Here is a 15,106-nt window from a genome sequence, read left to right on the forward strand (position 1 = left end):
TCCGTCCGACGGCGGCTCACGTCAACTGTCGAGGAAGCTCCGCAGCTTCCGCGAGCGGCTCGGGTGCTTCAGCTTGCGCAGCGCCTTGGCCTCGATCTGGCGGATCCGCTCGCGGGTCACGCTGAACTGCTGGCCCACCTCTTCCAGGGTGTGGTCGGTGTTCATGCCGATGCCGAAGCGCATCCGCAGGACGCGCTCCTCGCGCGGCGTCAGCGACGCCAGAACGCGGGTGGTGGTCTCGCGCAGGTTCGACTGGATGGCCGCGTCGATCGGCAGGATGGCGTTCTTGTCCTCGATGAAGTCGCCCAGGTGGCTGTCCTCCTCGTCCCCGATCGGGGTCTCGAGGGAGATCGGCTCCTTGGCGATCTTCAGGACCTTGCGGACCTTCTCCAGCGGCATGGCCAGCTTCTCGGCCAGTTCCTCCGGGGTCGGCTCGCGGCCGATCTCGTGCAGCATCTGGCGGCTGGTGCGGACGATCTTGTTGATCGTCTCGATCATGTGCACCGGGATGCGGATGGTCCGAGCCTGGTCGGCGATCGAGCGGGTGATCGCCTGCCGGATCCACCAGGTGGCGTAGGTGGAGAACTTGTAGCCGCGACGGTACTCGAACTTGTCCACCGCCTTCATCAGGCCGATGTTGCCCTCCTGGATCAGGTCCAGGAACTGCAGGCCGCGGTTGGTGTACTTCTTGGCGATGGAGATCACGAGGCGCAGGTTGGCCTCGACCATCTCCTTTTTGGCCTGCCGGGCCTCGCGCTCGCCCTTCTGCACGGTCTGGACGATGCGGCGGTAGTCGTCGATCGGCACGCCGGTTTCCATGGCCAGCGCGGCGATCTCCTGGCGGATCTCGCCGATCTGGCTGGCGTCGTTCTCGGCGAACTTGGTCCAGCGCACGCCCAGCGCCTTCACCTGGTCGCTCCAGTCCGGACGCATCTCCTGGCCGAAGTAGGCCTTCAGGAACTCGCCGCGGCTGATGCCGTAGCTGTCGGCCAGGCGCAGCAGCCGGCCTTCCAGCCCCATCAGGCGCTTGTTGATCGCATAGAGCTGCTCGACCAGCGCCTCGATGCGGTTGTTGTTCAGCTTCAGGGTCTTGAGGTGCTGGACGATGGTGGTCGTCGCCGCCTGGTAGGCCTTGCGGTCGGCGTCCGACAGGTCCTCGCCCTTCAGGCGGGCGTTGACCAGCTTCTCCTGCAGCAGGCGGAAGCTCTCGAACTCGGCGGCGATGGCGTCCAGGGTGGCCATCACGCCTTCGCGCAGCTCGGCTTCCATGGCGCTGATGGTCGGGCCCGCGCCGTCGTCGAAGTCGTCGTCGCTCTCGCCTTCGGCGGACCCGGCTTCGGCGGCCTCGTCGGCTTCCTCTTCCTCGCCGTCGGCCTGCGCCTCGGCCGGCAGGGCGTCGGCGCCGGCGTTCTGGCCGCCGTAGGTCTGCTCGAGGTCGATCACCTCCCGGAGCAGGATGCGGCCCGAACCCAGCTCCTCGCGCCACACCATGATGGCTTCGAAGGTCAGCGCGGACTCGCACAGCCCGCGGATCATGGTGTCGCGGCCGGCCTCGATGCGCTTGGCGATGGCGATTTCGCCCTCGCGGCTCAGCAGCTCGACCGAGCCCATCTCGCGCAGGTACATGCGAACGGGATCGTCGGTGCGGTCGTAGGCCGGCTCCTTGGCCGTCTCCACCACCGCGCTTTCCTCGCGGACCGCCACCTCGCCGCCCTCGGCGTCCTCTTCCGCCTCGACGACGTTGACGCCCATCTCGGACAGCATCGCCAGCGTGTCCTCGATCGCCTCGGAGGTGACCTCCTCGGACGGGAGCACCTTGTTCAGCTCGTCCATGGTGACGTAGCCGCGGGCCTTGGCCTGCTTGATGAACTTCTTGACCGCGGCGTCCGTCAGGTCGAGCAGCGGGCCGTCTCCGCCAGTCGTTTCGGGCGTTTCCGCTTCGGCCGTATTGGTGCTCATCTAAATCTCCGAAATCGGCTGCCGCGCCGCCTGCAAGGCGCGGGCCGAAAAATGGTCTTGGCGGTCGGTCCGTGAAGTCGCGTGCGACCTTACGACCCGTCTTCCGTCCAAATCGTTCCCGTTCTGATGGCGCGCTTCAGTGCGTCGCGCTCTCCTTTGAGACGCTCGAACGCCGCCATGTCGGCTCGCCCGCGGAGGTTTCCCTTCGCAGCCCCGATGGCGTCATCCAGCGCCGCCGCCCGTGCCAGGGCGGCGAAGCCACGCGACCACTGGGATCTCCGCGCATCGAGGGAGACATCATCTTTGAGTATGGGCGCGCCCGAAGTCGCAGCGGCCCGATCGATGTCTGTCAACAGCGCGCTAAATCCGCACGCCGCCAGATGGCGTTGCACGGCGTGGGAGTCAAGGTGGTCCGACTCGAGTCGCAGCCGGATGATTTCCTTTGTCAATTTGGCCAGGGCGGGATTTCCGAACCCACCGGCCGTGAAGGCGTCCTCCAGGTGGTCGTCGAGGACCGTCGGCTCCTCGATGGCGAAGCGGGCCAGGGCGGCCGGCACGGCCTCGATCCGCTCGGCGAGACGTTTCGCCGCAGCCTTGCCTTCCGGCGTGGGGGCGAGCGGGACCTGCTCGCGGCCCCCCGGCCGCCAGGGCCGCCTTCCCTCGCGCGGCCATTCGCGCCCCCCGTCCCCGCCGCCGCCGCCGTCGCGTGGCGGCTTGGCGAACAGGGCGTCGTACTTCTCCAGCAGGGCGTCGCGATAGGCCTGCTGCAGGTCCTTGTCGGCGATCGCCTGAGCCGCCTGCCGCAGCCTGGCCTTGAACCCCGCCCGCCGTTCCGGCGTGTCCAGCGGCTCCAGGTCCCGCTCGCGCACGAACAGGGCCTCGACGAAGGGCGTGGTCTCGGCCACCTGAGCCTTCAGCGCCGCCGGCCCCTGCTCGCGCAGCACCTCGTCCGGGTCCTTGCCGCCTTCCACGATGGCGAACTTGAAGCTCTTGCCCGGCTTCAGCAGCGGCAGCGCCCGGTCCATTGAGCGCGCCGCCGCCTGCCTACCGGCCCGGTCGCCGTCGAAGCACAGGGTCGGCTCCGGGTGGTGGCGCCAGAGCAGCTCCATCTGGTCCTCGCCCAGCGCCGTGCCCATGGGGGCCACCGCGGGGATCCCCGCCCGCTGGCAGGCGATCACGTCCATGTAGCCTTCCACCACCAGCAGCGGCGGGTGCTCGCCGCTCGGCGCGGCCGCCAGGATCTTCCGCGCCTCGTGCAGGCCGTAGAGGTTGGCGCCCTTGTGGAAGACGCTGGTCTCGGGTCCGTTCAGGTACTTGGCGCGGGCCTGCGGATCCATCGCCCGGCCGCCGAACGAGACAATCCGCCCCCGCCCGTCCGCAATCGGGAAGATGATCCTGTCCCGAAACCGGTCATACGGGGCCCCGCCGTCCTCCGGCGCGATGAGCAGCCCCGCCTCCACCAGCTCCGCCGGCCGGGCCCCCTTGGCGATCAGGTAGTCCTTCAGCGCCGTGCGGCCCGAGGGCGAGAACCCCAGCCGGAACCTGGACCACTCCGTCTCCGGCAGGCCGCGCTTCTCCAGATAGGCCCGCGCGTCACGCCCAGCGGGACGCCGCAGCTCCGCCTCAAACCACTGGGCGGCCAGCTCCAGCCAGTCCGAAAGCCCCTGGCGCTTCTTCTCCACCGCCGCGGTCTGGGGATCCGCCACCGGCAACACCAGCCCCGCCTCGGCCGCCAGACGCTCCACCGCCTCGGTGAAGGTCAGCCGCTCGGTCTCCTGCAGGAAGGTGATCAGGTCGCCCGACTTGCCCGACGAGAAGTCGAAGAACTGGCCCTTGTCGTCGTTCACGTAGAACGACGGCGTCTTCTCCTTGGTGAACGGTGACAGCCCGACGTACTCCCGCCCCTGCTTGCGCAGCTTCACCGTCTTGCCGATCACATCGGACGGCCGAAGGCGGGACTTGATCTCGTCGAGGAAGCGTTCGTCGAAGCGCACCCGGGCCTTTTAGCAAACTCCCGGGCGGAAAGTCGCGGCGGCGCAGCGAACATCTCTGGATCCTACCTCCCCCATCGCGGCAGCGATGGCGGGAGGGGGACCGCCGGCCGAGGCGAAGCCGAAGAGCCGGGGGTGGAGGGGGCAAGCCCCACGCGCCGCGCCTGCCACCACGCCCGTACGCTCAGCCTGAGGCTCGCCCCCTCCACCCCCCGCTCTTCCGCCCGCTGGCGCGGGCGTCGGCGGGCGGTCCCCCTCCCGCCGCTCCGCGGGGGAGGTAAGAGGCCGCTGCGGGTCGTCAGCTGACGTTCGGCTACCCGCCCCTACCCCGCCCGCGCCGCATCCGCCGCGTCGAACCCCGCCACCTGCTCCGCCCGCGCTTTCCGGAACGCCGGCCGCGCGGTGATCCGCGCCACATAGGCCTCGCTCGCCGGCCGCTCGCCAAAGGCGCGGACGTCCGGCACGCGCAGCACGTCGGCCATCAGCAGGTCCGCCACGGTGAAGCGCCCGGCCGCCAGCCATTCGCGCTCGCGCAGCACCGCTTCCACATGGTCCAGGCGCTGGCCCAGCCAGCCGGTGAGCTTGTTGTCCGGCTCGCCGCTGATCTTCAGGAACCACCACGGCACCGACACCATCTCGATCGAGTTCAGCGCCGCGATCGTCCACTGCAGGGTTTCCGCCTCGCCGGCGGGATCGCGCGGCATCAGGGCCTCGCTCTTGCGCGCCAGGTGCAGCAGCCCTGCCCCGCTCTCGAAGATCTCCAGCGGCCCGTCGCTCAGGAACGGAACCTGGCCGAACGGCTGGCGTGCAAAGTGATCGGCGCCACGTCCCTCGAACGGGACCGTGCGCACCTCGTAGGCCAGGCCGGCCTCCTCGCACGCCCACCTCAGCCGCAGGTCCCGCACGAAGCCGCGCGGCCCTTCCGGAACCCAGTCGTATGTCCAGATGATCAGCTCGCCCATCTCACAGCCCCTGTTCCCGCCCGGCCGTGCGCGCAGCATACCTCACCCGGCGGGCGCGGCGCCCGCCTGCACGTGTGCTGGGCCGGCCGGTTGCCCCCGCGCCCACCTCGCGGTAGGCCGCCGCATGGCCGCAAGTCTGACCGACAAGCCGATCGCCCTCGCCGCCGACCATCGCGGCGTCGCCCTCAAGGCCCGCCTCGGCGCATGGCTCGAAGCGGCCGGCTACGCCGTACGCGACTGCGGGACCGATAGCGCCGACGAACGCGTCGACGCCCTGGACTACGCGCTGCGCCTGGTCGCCGAGCTCGAGGCCGGCCGTTCGGATTTCGCCGTCGGCATCTGCGGCAGCGGCCAGATGATGGCCATCACCGCCAACCGCTTCCCCTTCATTCGCGCCACGCTCCTCCACACCGTCGAGGAGAGCGTTCCCGCCCGCCAGCACGGCGACGCCAACATGCTGGTCCTCGGCGCCGACGTCACCGACGCGGCCGCCGCGGAACAGATCCTCGCCGCCTTCCTCACGACCCCGGCGCTCGGCGACCGCTACGCCGCCCGGCGCGAACGGCTGGCCCGGCTGTCGACGGCCGTGCGATAGAGGCCGATGCACCGCGCGGGGGCGCGGGTCACCTCACCGGGTCGCGAACACCGGAAGCGCCTGCATCGTCCGCGCCAGGTTCTCCCTGCACAGGCTGACGGCGCGCTGGCTGTAGGCCACCTGCGCGGCCAGCAGGTCGTGCGGGCCGCGCACCTGGGCGAAGCTCGCCAGGCTGTCGGCCTGGAAGCGGTAGGTGGACTGCGCGCAGTCCTGCAGGGCCGCGAGCATGGCCTGCACGGCTGCCGTCGGGCCGGGGGCCGCCAGAGCCTCGGCGGCGGGCGCGGCGGTCGGCGTCTCGGCCGCGGCAGGCGCCTCAGGTTCGGGGGCGACGAGGCGCGCCTGCGGGATCTCCTCGAGCGCGATCGTGGACGCCGCCGCGGCGGCGTCTTCGGCGTTCAGCTCCGCCTCGATGGCGGCTTCCACCTGCATCTCCTCCACCTTGGCTTCCAGAGCCGCGAAGCCGTTCTCGATCTCCGGCATGGCGTCAGCCGGGGTGGTGTCCTTGGCGCGGGGCATCAGCCGTCTCCTTGTAGGTGAGCTTGTTCAACGCGCCGGGCCCTTGATCGTTGCTGCAGCGCAGCGCGAATGCTGCACTCGCACACTGCCCTCTCTTGAACGAAGCGTCACCACCATCACGGAACGGTGCGCCGAACAGATTGGGGGTGAGGTCGGGTTGTGGGGCTCAGTAAGGAGACCACAGATGGCCAGATCGGCAGCAAACATTCACCAGGACCGCGGCGCGGCGGCCCGCGAAGAGGCTCAGGCGAAGGCGGAGGCGGCCCGAGAGGCCGGTCAGGCCCGGGGCGCTGAGGCGAGAGCGGAGGGCCAGGCGCGTGCGGAAGAGGCCCGGGACCGCGCGGAAGAACGACGCCATGAGGCGAGGCTCGACGACCAGCGCGAGCTCGCGTTCCGACTGACCGGCGAAGACGACTTCCTGGCGGCTGACAGTTTCTACTTCACCCGGTTCACCGCCCTGAACGGCTCCGGCGTGCAGGGCGGGGCGATCGTTGCCTTCGACGACGAGACCGACACCATCACGGTGGCGATCTCTGCACGCGGCCTCGAGCCGGATCAGCCGCACGTCCAGCATATCCACGGCTTCCTCGACGGCCAGGACGCTATGACCCCGACGCGGGCCCTCGACAGCGACAGGGACGGGTTCATCGAGCTCGCTGAAGGGGTGCCGGCCTACGGTCCGGTGCTGTTGAACCTCACCACCGTCCACGACAACGGCAGCGGTATGGAGAACGGCCACTCCCACGAAAGCGGGCTGGAGGGGTTCCCCACCGCGCCGGGCGGCGAGATCATGTTCGTCGAAAGCTACCAACTGCCGCGCGACATGCTCGGCGCCGATCCAATGCTGGCGCTGCGCGAGATCGTCCTGCACGGCATGACGGTGGGGGCCGGCGCGGGCGCCGGCACCCCGGGCGAAGTCGACGGGACGGCCGGCTACAAGCTCGTCCTTCCGGTCGCCAGCGGCGAACTCACGGAAGCCGGTTCGGCGCACCAGCTGCGAGCCTTCGCCAACGCGAGCGGCTTCGAAAGCGGCTGGGCCCTCGGCTAGGCTCGACGGCCGGCTCTGCGAGCCGGCCGCTGCCCCCGGAGCCAGGAGCCCGGCTGCGCGATTGAAGCGGGCTCCAGCCTCCGCCGTCCGGAACGCCGGACGCGCGGCGATCCGCGCGACATGGGCTTCGGTCGCCGGCCGTCGCCGAACGCACTCTCGTAACCCTCTGCGGTGGAGCTTCCATCGGCAAACGGCGTTCTACGGCGAACCTCGACGGAGCGCCTATGCCCAACCCGAAACGCGTCCTGTTGACCGTCACCGCCGTGCTTGGTCTCACGGCAGCCTCCGCGGCCGCCCAGGGTCGCCCGCCGCCGTTGCCGCCAGGCGCCAGGATTTCGGTGATCACCATGCCGGATTGGCAGCAGCGGCCGACGTTCGAGGAGATGATGAAGGTCTACCCGGAGCCCGCCAACCGGGCGGAAGTCGGCGGCCGCGCCATCCTCGAATGTGGCGTGACGGCGCAAGGCGCGCTGACGGGCTGCACGGTCATCGAAGAGACGCCCGCGGGCTTTGGCTTCGGCGAGGCGGCGCTCAAGCTGACCGACAAGTTCCGGATGCGCCCGATGACCCGCGACGGTCGCCCGGTCTCCGGCGGCAAGGTGCGTATCCCGATCCGTTTTGCGATCTGAGGCGGCGGCCGAAGCGCCCTAGCCGGCCAGGTGCGCCAGCTTTTCGGGGTTGCGCACCGCGTAGACCGCCGCAATCAGCCCGTCCTCGCCCGGCTCGAAGGCCAGGGTCTCGGGGCCGTCCGAGAGGTGCAGCACCATGCCCGGCAGGCCGTTCACCCGCACCAGCTCGAACCGCTCCACGCCCGGCAGGCCGCCGGTGCGCCAGGCTATGCCCTCCAGCAGGCGGATGATGTCGTCGCGGCCGGCCATGACCCTGAGCGCCGCCTTCCGCTTGCCGCCGCCGTCGGTGACCATCACCGCGTCCTGGGCGAGCAGGTTGGCCAGGCTCTTGAAGTCCTGCCCGGCGGCGGCGGCCACGAAGGCCTGGGCCAGCTGCAGGGCCTTGGCCTGGTCGACCTCGAAGCGGGGCCGGGCCTGGCGCACGTGCTCGCGGGCCCGGCTGGCCAGCTGGCGCACCGCGGCCTCTGTCCGCCCGAGCGCCTCGGCCACGGCGGCATAGTCCTCGTCGAAGACGTCGTGCAGCAGGAACACGGCCCGCTCCAGCGGCGACAGCCGCTCCAGCGCCAGCAGGAAGGCCACCGAGACGTCCTCGGCCCGCTCAACGGGGTCCGGCGTCAGGGGCTCGATCAGCGGCTCGGGCAGCCAGGGGCCCTTGTAGGCGGCCCGCTCGGCCTTGGCGGCGCGCAGCCGGTCGATGCACAGCCGCGTGGTGGTGCGCACCAGCCAGGCGGCGGGGTCGTTCACCCCCTCGCCCGCCCGCGTCCACCGCATCCAGGCGTCCTGCACCGCATCCTCGGCCTCGGCCACCGAGCCCAGCATGCGATAAGCCAGCCGCTTCAGCCGCGGCCGGTTCGCCTCGAAGGCGTCGGTGAGCGGAGCGAGCGTGGCCTCCATGAGCGTCACCCTACGCCGCCTTGGCGAGCGGCGCGATCGGCGCGGCCACCCCGTCCACCACCACCTTCGAGCACGCCTTACCGTAGCCCAGGGCGTATTTCAGGGTCGGGTACATGCGCGCGGTGGTGAGCGCCAGGCTCACAGCGGCCAACCCCCGGTCGCCCCAGCGCCGGACCACCTCCTCGCGCAGCGGCTCCACGGCCTCCAGGTCCCTGGCCAGGCTCGCTCGGGCGAAGCGCCAGGCCAGCCGCGCGTCCTCGCCCATGGCCGCCTCGTCGCCCGCCAGGATGGCCCGCAGCACGTGCGGCCGGGCGCCCTCGGCCGCGGCGATGTCGACGCTGATCTGGGTGCAGGGCCCGCAGTCCTCGTGCAGCGTCCCCACGATCCCGGCCGCCGCCAGCGCCTCGGCCGGCGCCGCCCGGCGGTCCACCATGCGGGTCACGAAGCCGAACTTCAGGAAGCTCGCCGGCGAGGCCTGCAGCAGGAAGCGCATGTAGCTCGCGTCATAGCCCCACGCCTTTTCGAACGCGTCCACCTGGCGCGACAGGATCCTTCGCAGCATCACACGGTCTCCTTTCGGGGGATGAGGGTGATCGCCAGCGCCAGCAGCGCGGGCAGGTAGACGCCGGCGAGATCGCGCAGCACATCGGACAGCGGCGTCGTCCCGCAGGTGGCGTCATAGACGTGCACGGCGGCATGCAGCGCCAGGAAGCCGGCCGCCATGGCCGCCGCCGGCCACCCCTGCCCCGGCCGCCACGCGAACCAGCCCAGCCCCGCCGCCGCGACCAGGTAGGCCGCCCCGATGTCCATGACGAAGTGCGGATTGTAGGGCCCGGTCTGCGGCACGCCCGGAACCTGCCCGTACCACCAGTACCCCGCGAACAGCATGGCCAGGGCGTTCAGCCCGAACACCCCCGCCAGCCCGCCCGCAATCACCCGCCCCATGCCGCCCTCCTGAGCCGTCTCGGCACAAGGACGCGGCAGCGCTCAGGCTTGTGACATAGATAGAACCACGGAAAACACGGACGACACGGAAGCGCCGGCGACTGGCCCGAAATCGCGCCAAGGATTCGCGCGCTCTCGGCGCGCAGGATCAGCCAGCGACTTCGGGCGCTCGCGGCGCCCGAGACGCCCTTCCGTGTCGTCCGTGTATTCCGTGGTTCCCTACCCCTGCAGCCCCGCGATCCAGCCCGGCAGCTGCCGGATGGACTCCAGCTCCACGAAGCGCGGATGGCCCACCGGCGCGTCGGCCATCTCGTGCGCCCAGGTCAGCGGATAGGGCACGTGGGCGGCGTACGCCCCGGCCTCGAGGGCGGGCAGGATGTCCGAGCGCACCGAGTTGCCGCACATCACCGCCTCCGCCGCCCCGGTGCCGTGCCGCGCGAACACCCGCTCGTAGGTGGCCGCGTCCTTCTCGGAGACGATCTCCACGGCGGCGAACAGGTCTCCCAGGCCCGACGCGGCCAGCTTCTGCTCCTGGTGCAGCAGGTCGCCCTTGGTGATCAGCACCAGGCGGTAGCGCCCGGAGAGCTCGGCCAGCGCCTGGTCCACCCCGGGCAGCGGCTCCACCGGCTCGCTCAGCATCTCGCGCCCCGCGGCCAGGATGTCGGCGATGATCCGCCCGGGCGGCTCGCCGCCGGTGAGCTCCATCACCGTCTCCAGCATGGAGAGCGTGAAGCCCTTCACCCCGTAGCCGTAGAGCCGCAGGTTCCGCTTCTCGATCTCCGCCAGCCGGGCGTCCAGCACTGCCGGCGCGGCCACATCGGCCATCAGCTCCCGGAAGCGGTCCTGGGTCAGCCGGAACAGCGTCTCGTTGTGCCAGAGCGTGTCGTCGGCATCGAGGCCGACCGTGGTGATGCGCATGCCGCGCGCTTAGCAGAAGGAACCACGGATTACACGGACCACACCGAGGCGCGCCGCCTGAGCCCGGTCCGCGTCTTCCGCGCCTTCCGTGGTTCTTCCCTAGGCCGCGCAGGGTGCGTGAGGCTTCAGCACCCGCTCCGCCGAGGGCGGATACTTGGCCAGCAGGCGCGACGCCCGCACCGGCCGGGCCGCCAGCTCCCCGCCGCAGTTCGGGCAGGCCCCGCCGAACCGGCCCTCGGCGCAGTCCGGGCAGAAGGTGCATTCGAAGCTGCAGATGCGCGCCGGCGCCTCCGGGGGGAGGTCGCGGTCGCAGCATTCGCAGTTGGGTCGCATCTGGAGCATGGCCTTGAGCATGCCCTCGCCCCGCGCCGGCCGAAAGGACGAGCTTCCCTCGTTTTGCGCCTACTCGCCGAAGCCCTCGCCCGGTTGCACCGGCGAAAGCCGCAGCAGCCGCGAGTCCGCCACCGCGGCGGTCCGGTGCTGCACGTGCTCGCGGTACTCCGGATCGCGCACCATGGCGATGAACGCCTCGGCGTTCGGGTACTCGGCGATGAAGGCCAGGTCCCAGGCCTCGGACTGCGGCCCGGTCAGCATCACCTGCGGCTTGCCGGCCCAGACCTGCCGCCCGCCCAGGCGCTTGAAGATCGCCGCCGTGGTCCGGCCGTAGGCGCGGTAGGCGTCGAGCCCGGTGAGGTCCTTGCCGTGGTCCGGGTGCCCGTCCGGGTACTCGGCCTTCGGCTTCAGCCGGATCAGGTTCAGCATGTGGATCGGCTGGTCCCGCGGCAGGCCCTTGAAGGCCTCCCAGGCCTCGCGGTCCGGATCGATATGGCCGGCGGTCATGTCCCTTACCCTCCGTGGCAGACGCGCTATCGCATAGCGCTGGCGCAAAGCGCGGTCACCCCGCATTGACCGCACCTCCGGGACTCACTACCTACGCGACCGTTTGCGCGGGACCTCGCCCGCCGCGTCCCCCGATCCCAAGGAGCCACACGCCCATGAGCCGTGACCTGCTGCCCGGCGCCACCGGCGTGCTCGCCCTCGCCGACGGGACCATCCTCCAGGGGATCGGCGTCGGCGCCGTGGGCGAAGCGGTCGGCGAGGTGTGCTTCAACACCGCCATGACCGGCTACCAGGAGATCCTCACCGATCCTTCCTACATGGCCCAGATCGTCGCCTTCACCTTCCCGCACGTGGGCAACGTGGGCACGAACGTCGAGGACATCGAGCAGATGTCGGGCGCGGCCGAGACCGCCGCCCGCGGCGCGATCTTCCGCGACATCCCCACCCGTCCGGCCAACTGGCGCGCCGACACCGACCTCGACACCTGGATGAGCCGCCGCGGCGTGGTGGGCCTGGCCGGGGTCGACACCCGCGCGCTCACCCGCAAGATTCGCGAGACGGGCATGCCGCACGGCGTCATCGCCCACAGCCCCACCGGCCTCTTCGACCTCGACGCCCTGGTCGAGCGGGCGCGCGCCTGGAACGGCCTGGTCGGCCTCGACCTCGCCAAGGAAGCCACCTGCCTGCAGCCCTTCACCTATGAGGAGGGCCTGTGGAGCTGGGGCGACGGCTACGCCAAGCCGCCGACTGATCCCAAGTACGACGTGGTGGTCATCGACTACGGCGTGAAGCGCAACATCCTGCGGGCGCTGAGCTCGGTGGGCGCGCGGATCACCGTGGTGCCGGCCGACACCAGCGCGGAGTCGATCCTGGCCCGCAATCCCGACGGCGTGCTGCTCTCCAACGGCCCGGGCGACCCGGCCGCCACCGGCGCCTACGCGGTGCCCGAGATCCGCAAGATCGTCGACAGCGGCACCCCGGTGTTCGGCATCTGCCTCGGCCACCAGATGCTGTCCCTGGCGCTGGGCGCCCAGACGGTGAAGATGGATCAGGGCCACCACGGGGCGAACCACCCGGTGAAGGACCTCACCACCGGCAAGGTGGAGATCGTCTCCATGAACCACGGCTTCACCGTCGACCGCGAGACCCTGCCCGAGCCCGTGGTCGAGACCCACGTCAGCCTGTTCGACGGCACCAACGCCGGCATCGCGCTGAAGGACCGCCCGGTGTTCAGCGTCCAGCACCACCCCGAGGCCTCCCCCGGCCCCACCGACAGCCTCTACCTCTTCGAACGCTTCGCCCAGAACATGGACGCCGCGAAGGCCTGACCCCTCGGCGGCGCAAGCCGGCCCGCCGCAATCGACCACGAACCACACGAACCACACGAACGGGACGTCGCACGCCGCGCCTTGGTCGTGCTTGCCCGCCGATAGGCGGGCGATCAGCTCATGCAGCTTCGCCTGATCGCGCAGCTCAGCGCCGCGCCGTTCGTGTGGTTCGTGTGGTTCGTGGTCGACATCCAGCAGGCCTTCGCCGAACCGCCGTCGTCGGCTGTCCCCCTTTAAGCCTCGGCGATGGGCTCGTTGAACATCAGGGCCCGGGCGTAGCGCACCGGCGGCGAGCCGTAGCTCAGCACCTGGTCGTGGTAGCGCTTGAGGTTGAACCCGGCGCCCGCCCGCCGCTCGGCCTCGGCCTTCAGCGCGTCGTGCTCGGCGACGCCCACGAAATAGCTCGGCAGCTGCGCCGAGCTGACCCGCGCCCGCGTCCACTTGCCCGCCGCCTCGCGCTCCTGCTGGAAGGCGGTGACGGTCAGGAACTTCATCACCTCGGCCTCGCCGGCCCCGTCCACGTGCACCATCTGGTCGAGGATGGCGTTGGTGATCGAGCGCACCCGCATCTTCAGCTGGGTCAGCCGGAACAGCGGGTCGTCGGCCAGGTAGCCCTGGGTGGCCATCAGGTCCTCGGCATAGACCCCCCAGCCCTCCACGAACGGCCCGGACCCCAGCACCGCCCGCAGCGTCGAGGGGTGGCGGTTCGAGTGCCAGATCTGCACGAAGTGGCCCGGCATGGCCTCGTGGATGTTCAGCTCGTGGACCATGCGGCGGTTGTATTCCCGCAGGAAGCTCTCGGCCCGCTCCTCGCTCCAGTCCTTGGGGATCGGCGAGATGGCGTAGAAGGTCTTCAGGTGACGCTCCAGCGGGCCTGGGCTGTCGCAGTAGGCCACCGCCACGCCCTGCTGGAACTCCGGCATCAGGATGATGTCCACGGGCGCGTCCGGCAGGGTGATCAGGTCCTTCTCCCGCACGAAGCGCGTGGCCTGGTCGATGGAGCCGCGCGCCTGGTCGACGATCCCCTCGCGGGGCGCGTGGTCGCGGTAGGACAGCTCCAGCGCCGCCTCGATCACCGCCTGCTCGCCCCCGGCCGGCGCCTTGTCGCCCAGGATCTGCCTGGACAGCTGGAACATCTCGGCCCGCGCGGCCTTCAGGGCCGCCTCCGCCGCCGTCCGGATCTCGGCGCGCGACATCGGCGACATCAGGGCGAACGCCAGCTTCTGGTCGTAGAGCTTGGCCCCCAGCCGGAAGTCGCCCTTGGCCTGCGGGACCAGCGTCCGGTCGATCCAGGTCTGGTGCTCCGCCACCGCCGTGCGCAGCCCGGCCTCCGCCGCCTTGAACCGCGCCTGCTCGGCCGGGGTCAGCCCCGCCAGGTCATTGCCGATCATCGTATCGACGATCGACAGCACGCCCGGATGCTGGCGTGCATAGGTCTCGGCGTGGATCAGCGGCACGCGCGCCGGCGCGAGTTCCGCCCGCGCCTGAGCGAACAGGCCGGGCAGCTTCTCCATCCGCGCGATGGCCGAGCGCAGCCGCTGCGGCCGCGGCGCGAACTCGCGGGCCATGAGGCCGTAGAGCGCGCTCCCCGCCGCGCCCGAATAGGTCAGCGGGTCCCACGCCCACGGCTGCAGCACCGCGTCGCTCCAGAGCTCGTAGCGCAGCTGGTTCTTCAGCAGCGCCAGGTCCACCTGGTTCTCGCGCGACAGCTCGCCCGCCCTGAGCGCCTCGGCCTCGCGAAGCAGCGCCTGCGTGGCCGCCCGCCGCCTCGCCCGCCCCGCCGCCGACAGGTCGTCAATCTGGTCATCGAACCGGTGGTCGCCCAGGGTTGTCGCCGCGATCGGACCGCCACGCGCCAGCTCGTCGATGTAGCGGGCCGCCAGCCTCGCGAACCGGGCGTCCGCGGCCGTGGCTGCCGCGGCCGGCGTGGCCAGAAGGGCGAAGCCGGCGGCGGTCAGCGCACGGCGGGTCAGCTGGAGCTTGCTCATGGCCGCCGTTTCAGCACGGGGCCGCCGCCCCGCCAAGCCGCCTCGCCCGCGCTCAGGGCGCGCGCAGCACCGTCACCGCCGCGCCCGGCGGCGCCTGGTCGATCACCAGCAGCCGGACCGGCGCGTCGCCCACCACCGCCGCCTCGTGCCACTGGTCGATGGCGTCGACGAGCCAGTCCCCTGCCGCCACTTCGCGGGCCTGGCCGGTGTCGAGGTTCGCCACCCGCAGCCGCCCCTCCAGCACCTGCACGATCCGCGCATAGGGATGCTTGTGCACGGGCAGCGTCCCGCCGGGCGCGAGCCGGGTCTCGGAGATCGTCACCGTCAGGCGCCCCGCCGGGGCGCTGATCGGCTGGCCGGACAGGGTCTCGGTGATCGTGGCGATCGGCGGAGCCGGCTGGGCGGCCGCCACTGCAGGCGTCGCGAGCAGGGCGGAAACGAAGAGGGCGTGGCGCATCCCGGCAGGATGCGCCACGCCCCCTCCACAGCCAAG

Annotated in this window: 16 protein-coding genes; 4 read left to right on the forward strand and 12 right to left on the reverse strand. The window is 71.1% G+C overall.

Annotated elements, in window-relative coordinates; translation table 11 throughout:
• Window positions 1-21: 21 nt before the first annotated feature.
• The 3 genes from rpoD to VIL67_RS09120 form a co-directional block, all read right to left on the reverse strand.
• Complete coding sequence (gene rpoD / locus VIL67_RS09110) at window positions 22-1,959, reverse strand: RNA polymerase sigma factor RpoD (protein ID WP_332048562.1); 1,938 nt, start codon at window positions 1,957-1,959, stop codon at window positions 22-24.
• Window positions 1,960-2,048: 89 nt separating this feature from the next.
• Window positions 2,049-3,953 (reverse strand): DNA primase, encoded by a 1,905-nt coding sequence (gene dnaG, locus VIL67_RS09115; RefSeq protein ID WP_332048563.1) that lies wholly within the window; start codon window positions 3,951-3,953, stop codon window positions 2,049-2,051.
• 320 nt (window positions 3,954-4,273) lie between these two features.
• Window positions 4,274-4,912 carry a glutathione S-transferase family protein gene (locus tag VIL67_RS09120; protein ID WP_332048564.1) on the reverse strand — a complete coding sequence of 213 codons (639 nt, stop codon included), beginning with the start codon at window positions 4,910-4,912 and terminating at the stop codon, window positions 4,274-4,276.
• Between the two features lie 124 nt (window positions 4,913-5,036).
• Between VIL67_RS09120 and VIL67_RS09125 the strand changes: the two genes are divergently transcribed.
• A complete protein-coding gene (locus VIL67_RS09125) occupies window positions 5,037-5,507 on the forward strand; it encodes an RpiB/LacA/LacB family sugar-phosphate isomerase (RefSeq protein WP_332048565.1) in 471 nt (156 codons plus the stop codon).
• Between the two features lie 33 nt (window positions 5,508-5,540).
• Here the strand turns inward: VIL67_RS09125 and VIL67_RS09130 are convergent, their stop codons facing one another.
• Window positions 5,541-6,023, reverse strand: coding sequence for a hypothetical protein (locus VIL67_RS09130; protein WP_332048566.1), 483 nt, complete (start codon window positions 6,021-6,023; stop codon window positions 5,541-5,543).
• Between the two features lie 184 nt (window positions 6,024-6,207).
• On the opposite strand from VIL67_RS09130, the gene VIL67_RS09135 reads away from it, so the two are divergent.
• Both VIL67_RS09135 and VIL67_RS09140 read left to right on the forward strand, forming a co-directional pair.
• Window positions 6,208-7,071 carry a hypothetical protein gene (locus tag VIL67_RS09135; RefSeq protein ID WP_332048567.1) on the forward strand — a complete coding sequence of 288 codons (864 nt, stop codon included), beginning with the start codon at window positions 6,208-6,210 and terminating at the stop codon, window positions 7,069-7,071.
• 224 nt (window positions 7,072-7,295) lie between these two features.
• Window positions 7,296-7,700 carry an energy transducer TonB gene (locus tag VIL67_RS09140; protein ID WP_332048568.1) on the forward strand — a complete coding sequence of 135 codons (405 nt, stop codon included), beginning with the start codon at window positions 7,296-7,298 and terminating at the stop codon, window positions 7,698-7,700.
• An 18-nt stretch (window positions 7,701-7,718) separates the two neighbouring features.
• Here the strand turns inward: VIL67_RS09140 and sigJ are convergent, their stop codons facing one another.
• From sigJ to VIL67_RS09170, 6 genes are all read right to left on the reverse strand, one after another.
• Entirely contained in the window at window positions 7,719-8,594 is an 876-nt protein-coding gene (sigJ, locus tag VIL67_RS09145) for an RNA polymerase sigma factor SigJ (RefSeq protein ID WP_332048569.1), read from the reverse strand.
• Between the two features lie 10 nt (window positions 8,595-8,604).
• Window positions 8,605-9,156 carry a hypothetical protein gene (locus tag VIL67_RS09150; RefSeq protein ID WP_332048570.1) on the reverse strand — a complete coding sequence of 184 codons (552 nt, stop codon included), beginning with the start codon at window positions 9,154-9,156 and terminating at the stop codon, window positions 8,605-8,607.
• Entirely contained in the window at window positions 9,156-9,539 is a 384-nt protein-coding gene (locus VIL67_RS09155) for a hypothetical protein (protein WP_332048571.1), read from the reverse strand. The genes VIL67_RS09150 and VIL67_RS09155 overlap by 1 nt, the downstream gene beginning before the upstream one ends.
• Window positions 9,540-9,758: 219 nt before the next feature.
• Window positions 9,759-10,457, reverse strand: coding sequence for an HAD family hydrolase (locus tag VIL67_RS09160; protein ID WP_332048572.1), 699 nt, complete (start codon window positions 10,455-10,457; stop codon window positions 9,759-9,761).
• 99 nt (window positions 10,458-10,556) lie between these two features.
• Window positions 10,557-10,799 carry a DUF1272 domain-containing protein gene (locus VIL67_RS09165; RefSeq protein WP_332048967.1) on the reverse strand — a complete coding sequence of 81 codons (243 nt, stop codon included), beginning with the start codon at window positions 10,797-10,799 and terminating at the stop codon, window positions 10,557-10,559.
• 60 nt (window positions 10,800-10,859) lie between these two features.
• Entirely contained in the window at window positions 10,860-11,297 is a 438-nt protein-coding gene (locus VIL67_RS09170; RefSeq protein WP_332048573.1) for a DUF1330 domain-containing protein, read from the reverse strand.
• A gap of 155 nt (window positions 11,298-11,452) precedes the next feature.
• Here VIL67_RS09170 and carA point away from each other — a divergent pair, with 155 nt between their 5' ends.
• Complete coding sequence (gene carA, locus VIL67_RS09175) at window positions 11,453-12,625, forward strand: glutamine-hydrolyzing carbamoyl-phosphate synthase small subunit (RefSeq protein WP_332048574.1); 1,173 nt, start codon at window positions 11,453-11,455, stop codon at window positions 12,623-12,625.
• 233 nt (window positions 12,626-12,858) lie between these two features.
• Here the strand turns inward: carA and VIL67_RS09180 are convergent, their stop codons facing one another.
• The gene (locus tag VIL67_RS09180; RefSeq protein WP_332048575.1) at window positions 12,859-14,613 is read right to left on the reverse strand and encodes a DUF885 domain-containing protein; all 1,755 of its coding nucleotides are present in this window, start codon (window positions 14,611-14,613) and stop codon (window positions 12,859-12,861) included.
• Window positions 14,614-14,665: 52 nt separating this feature from the next.
• Entirely contained in the window at window positions 14,666-15,088 is a 423-nt protein-coding gene (locus VIL67_RS09185) for a cupin domain-containing protein (protein ID WP_332048576.1), read from the reverse strand.
• Window positions 15,089-15,106 lie beyond the last annotated feature (18 nt).

Source organism: Phenylobacterium sp. (assembly GCF_036563385.1).
Taxonomy (GTDB): domain Bacteria; phylum Pseudomonadota; class Alphaproteobacteria; order Caulobacterales; family Caulobacteraceae; genus Phenylobacterium.

Bases quoted from the DNA above. Each gene is read 5' to 3' on its own strand.
- VIL67_RS09170 (WP_332048573.1), bottom strand. From the start codon at position 11,297: ATGACCGCCGGCCATATCGATCCGGACCGCGAGGCCTGGGAGGCCTTC.
- VIL67_RS09125 (WP_332048565.1), top strand. From the start codon at position 5,037: ATGGCCGCAAGTCTGACCGACAAGCCGATCGCCCTCGCCGCCGACCAT.
- VIL67_RS09150 (WP_332048570.1), bottom strand. From the start codon at position 9,156: ATGCTGCGAAGGATCCTGTCGCGCCAGGTGGACGCGTTCGAAAAGGCG.
- VIL67_RS09155 (WP_332048571.1), bottom strand. From the start codon at position 9,539: ATGGGGCGGGTGATTGCGGGCGGGCTGGCGGGGGTGTTCGGGCTGAAC.
- rpoD (WP_332048562.1), bottom strand. From the start codon at position 1,959: ATGAGCACCAATACGGCCGAAGCGGAAACGCCCGAAACGACTGGCGGA.
- VIL67_RS09120 (WP_332048564.1), bottom strand. From the start codon at position 4,912: ATGGGCGAGCTGATCATCTGGACATACGACTGGGTTCCGGAAGGGCCG.
- VIL67_RS09135 (WP_332048567.1), top strand. From the start codon at position 6,208: ATGGCCAGATCGGCAGCAAACATTCACCAGGACCGCGGCGCGGCGGCC.
- carA (WP_332048574.1), top strand. From the start codon at position 11,453: ATGAGCCGTGACCTGCTGCCCGGCGCCACCGGCGTGCTCGCCCTCGCC.
- sigJ (WP_332048569.1), bottom strand. From the start codon at position 8,594: ATGGAGGCCACGCTCGCTCCGCTCACCGACGCCTTCGAGGCGAACCGG.
- VIL67_RS09180 (WP_332048575.1), bottom strand. From the start codon at position 14,613: ATGAGCAAGCTCCAGCTGACCCGCCGTGCGCTGACCGCCGCCGGCTTC.
- VIL67_RS09140 (WP_332048568.1), top strand. From the start codon at position 7,296: ATGCCCAACCCGAAACGCGTCCTGTTGACCGTCACCGCCGTGCTTGGT.
- VIL67_RS09160 (WP_332048572.1), bottom strand. From the start codon at position 10,457: ATGCGCATCACCACGGTCGGCCTCGATGCCGACGACACGCTCTGGCAC.
- VIL67_RS09165 (WP_332048967.1), bottom strand. From the start codon at position 10,799: ATGCTCCAGATGCGACCCAACTGCGAATGCTGCGACCGCGACCTCCCC.
- VIL67_RS09130 (WP_332048566.1), bottom strand. From the start codon at position 6,023: ATGCCCCGCGCCAAGGACACCACCCCGGCTGACGCCATGCCGGAGATC.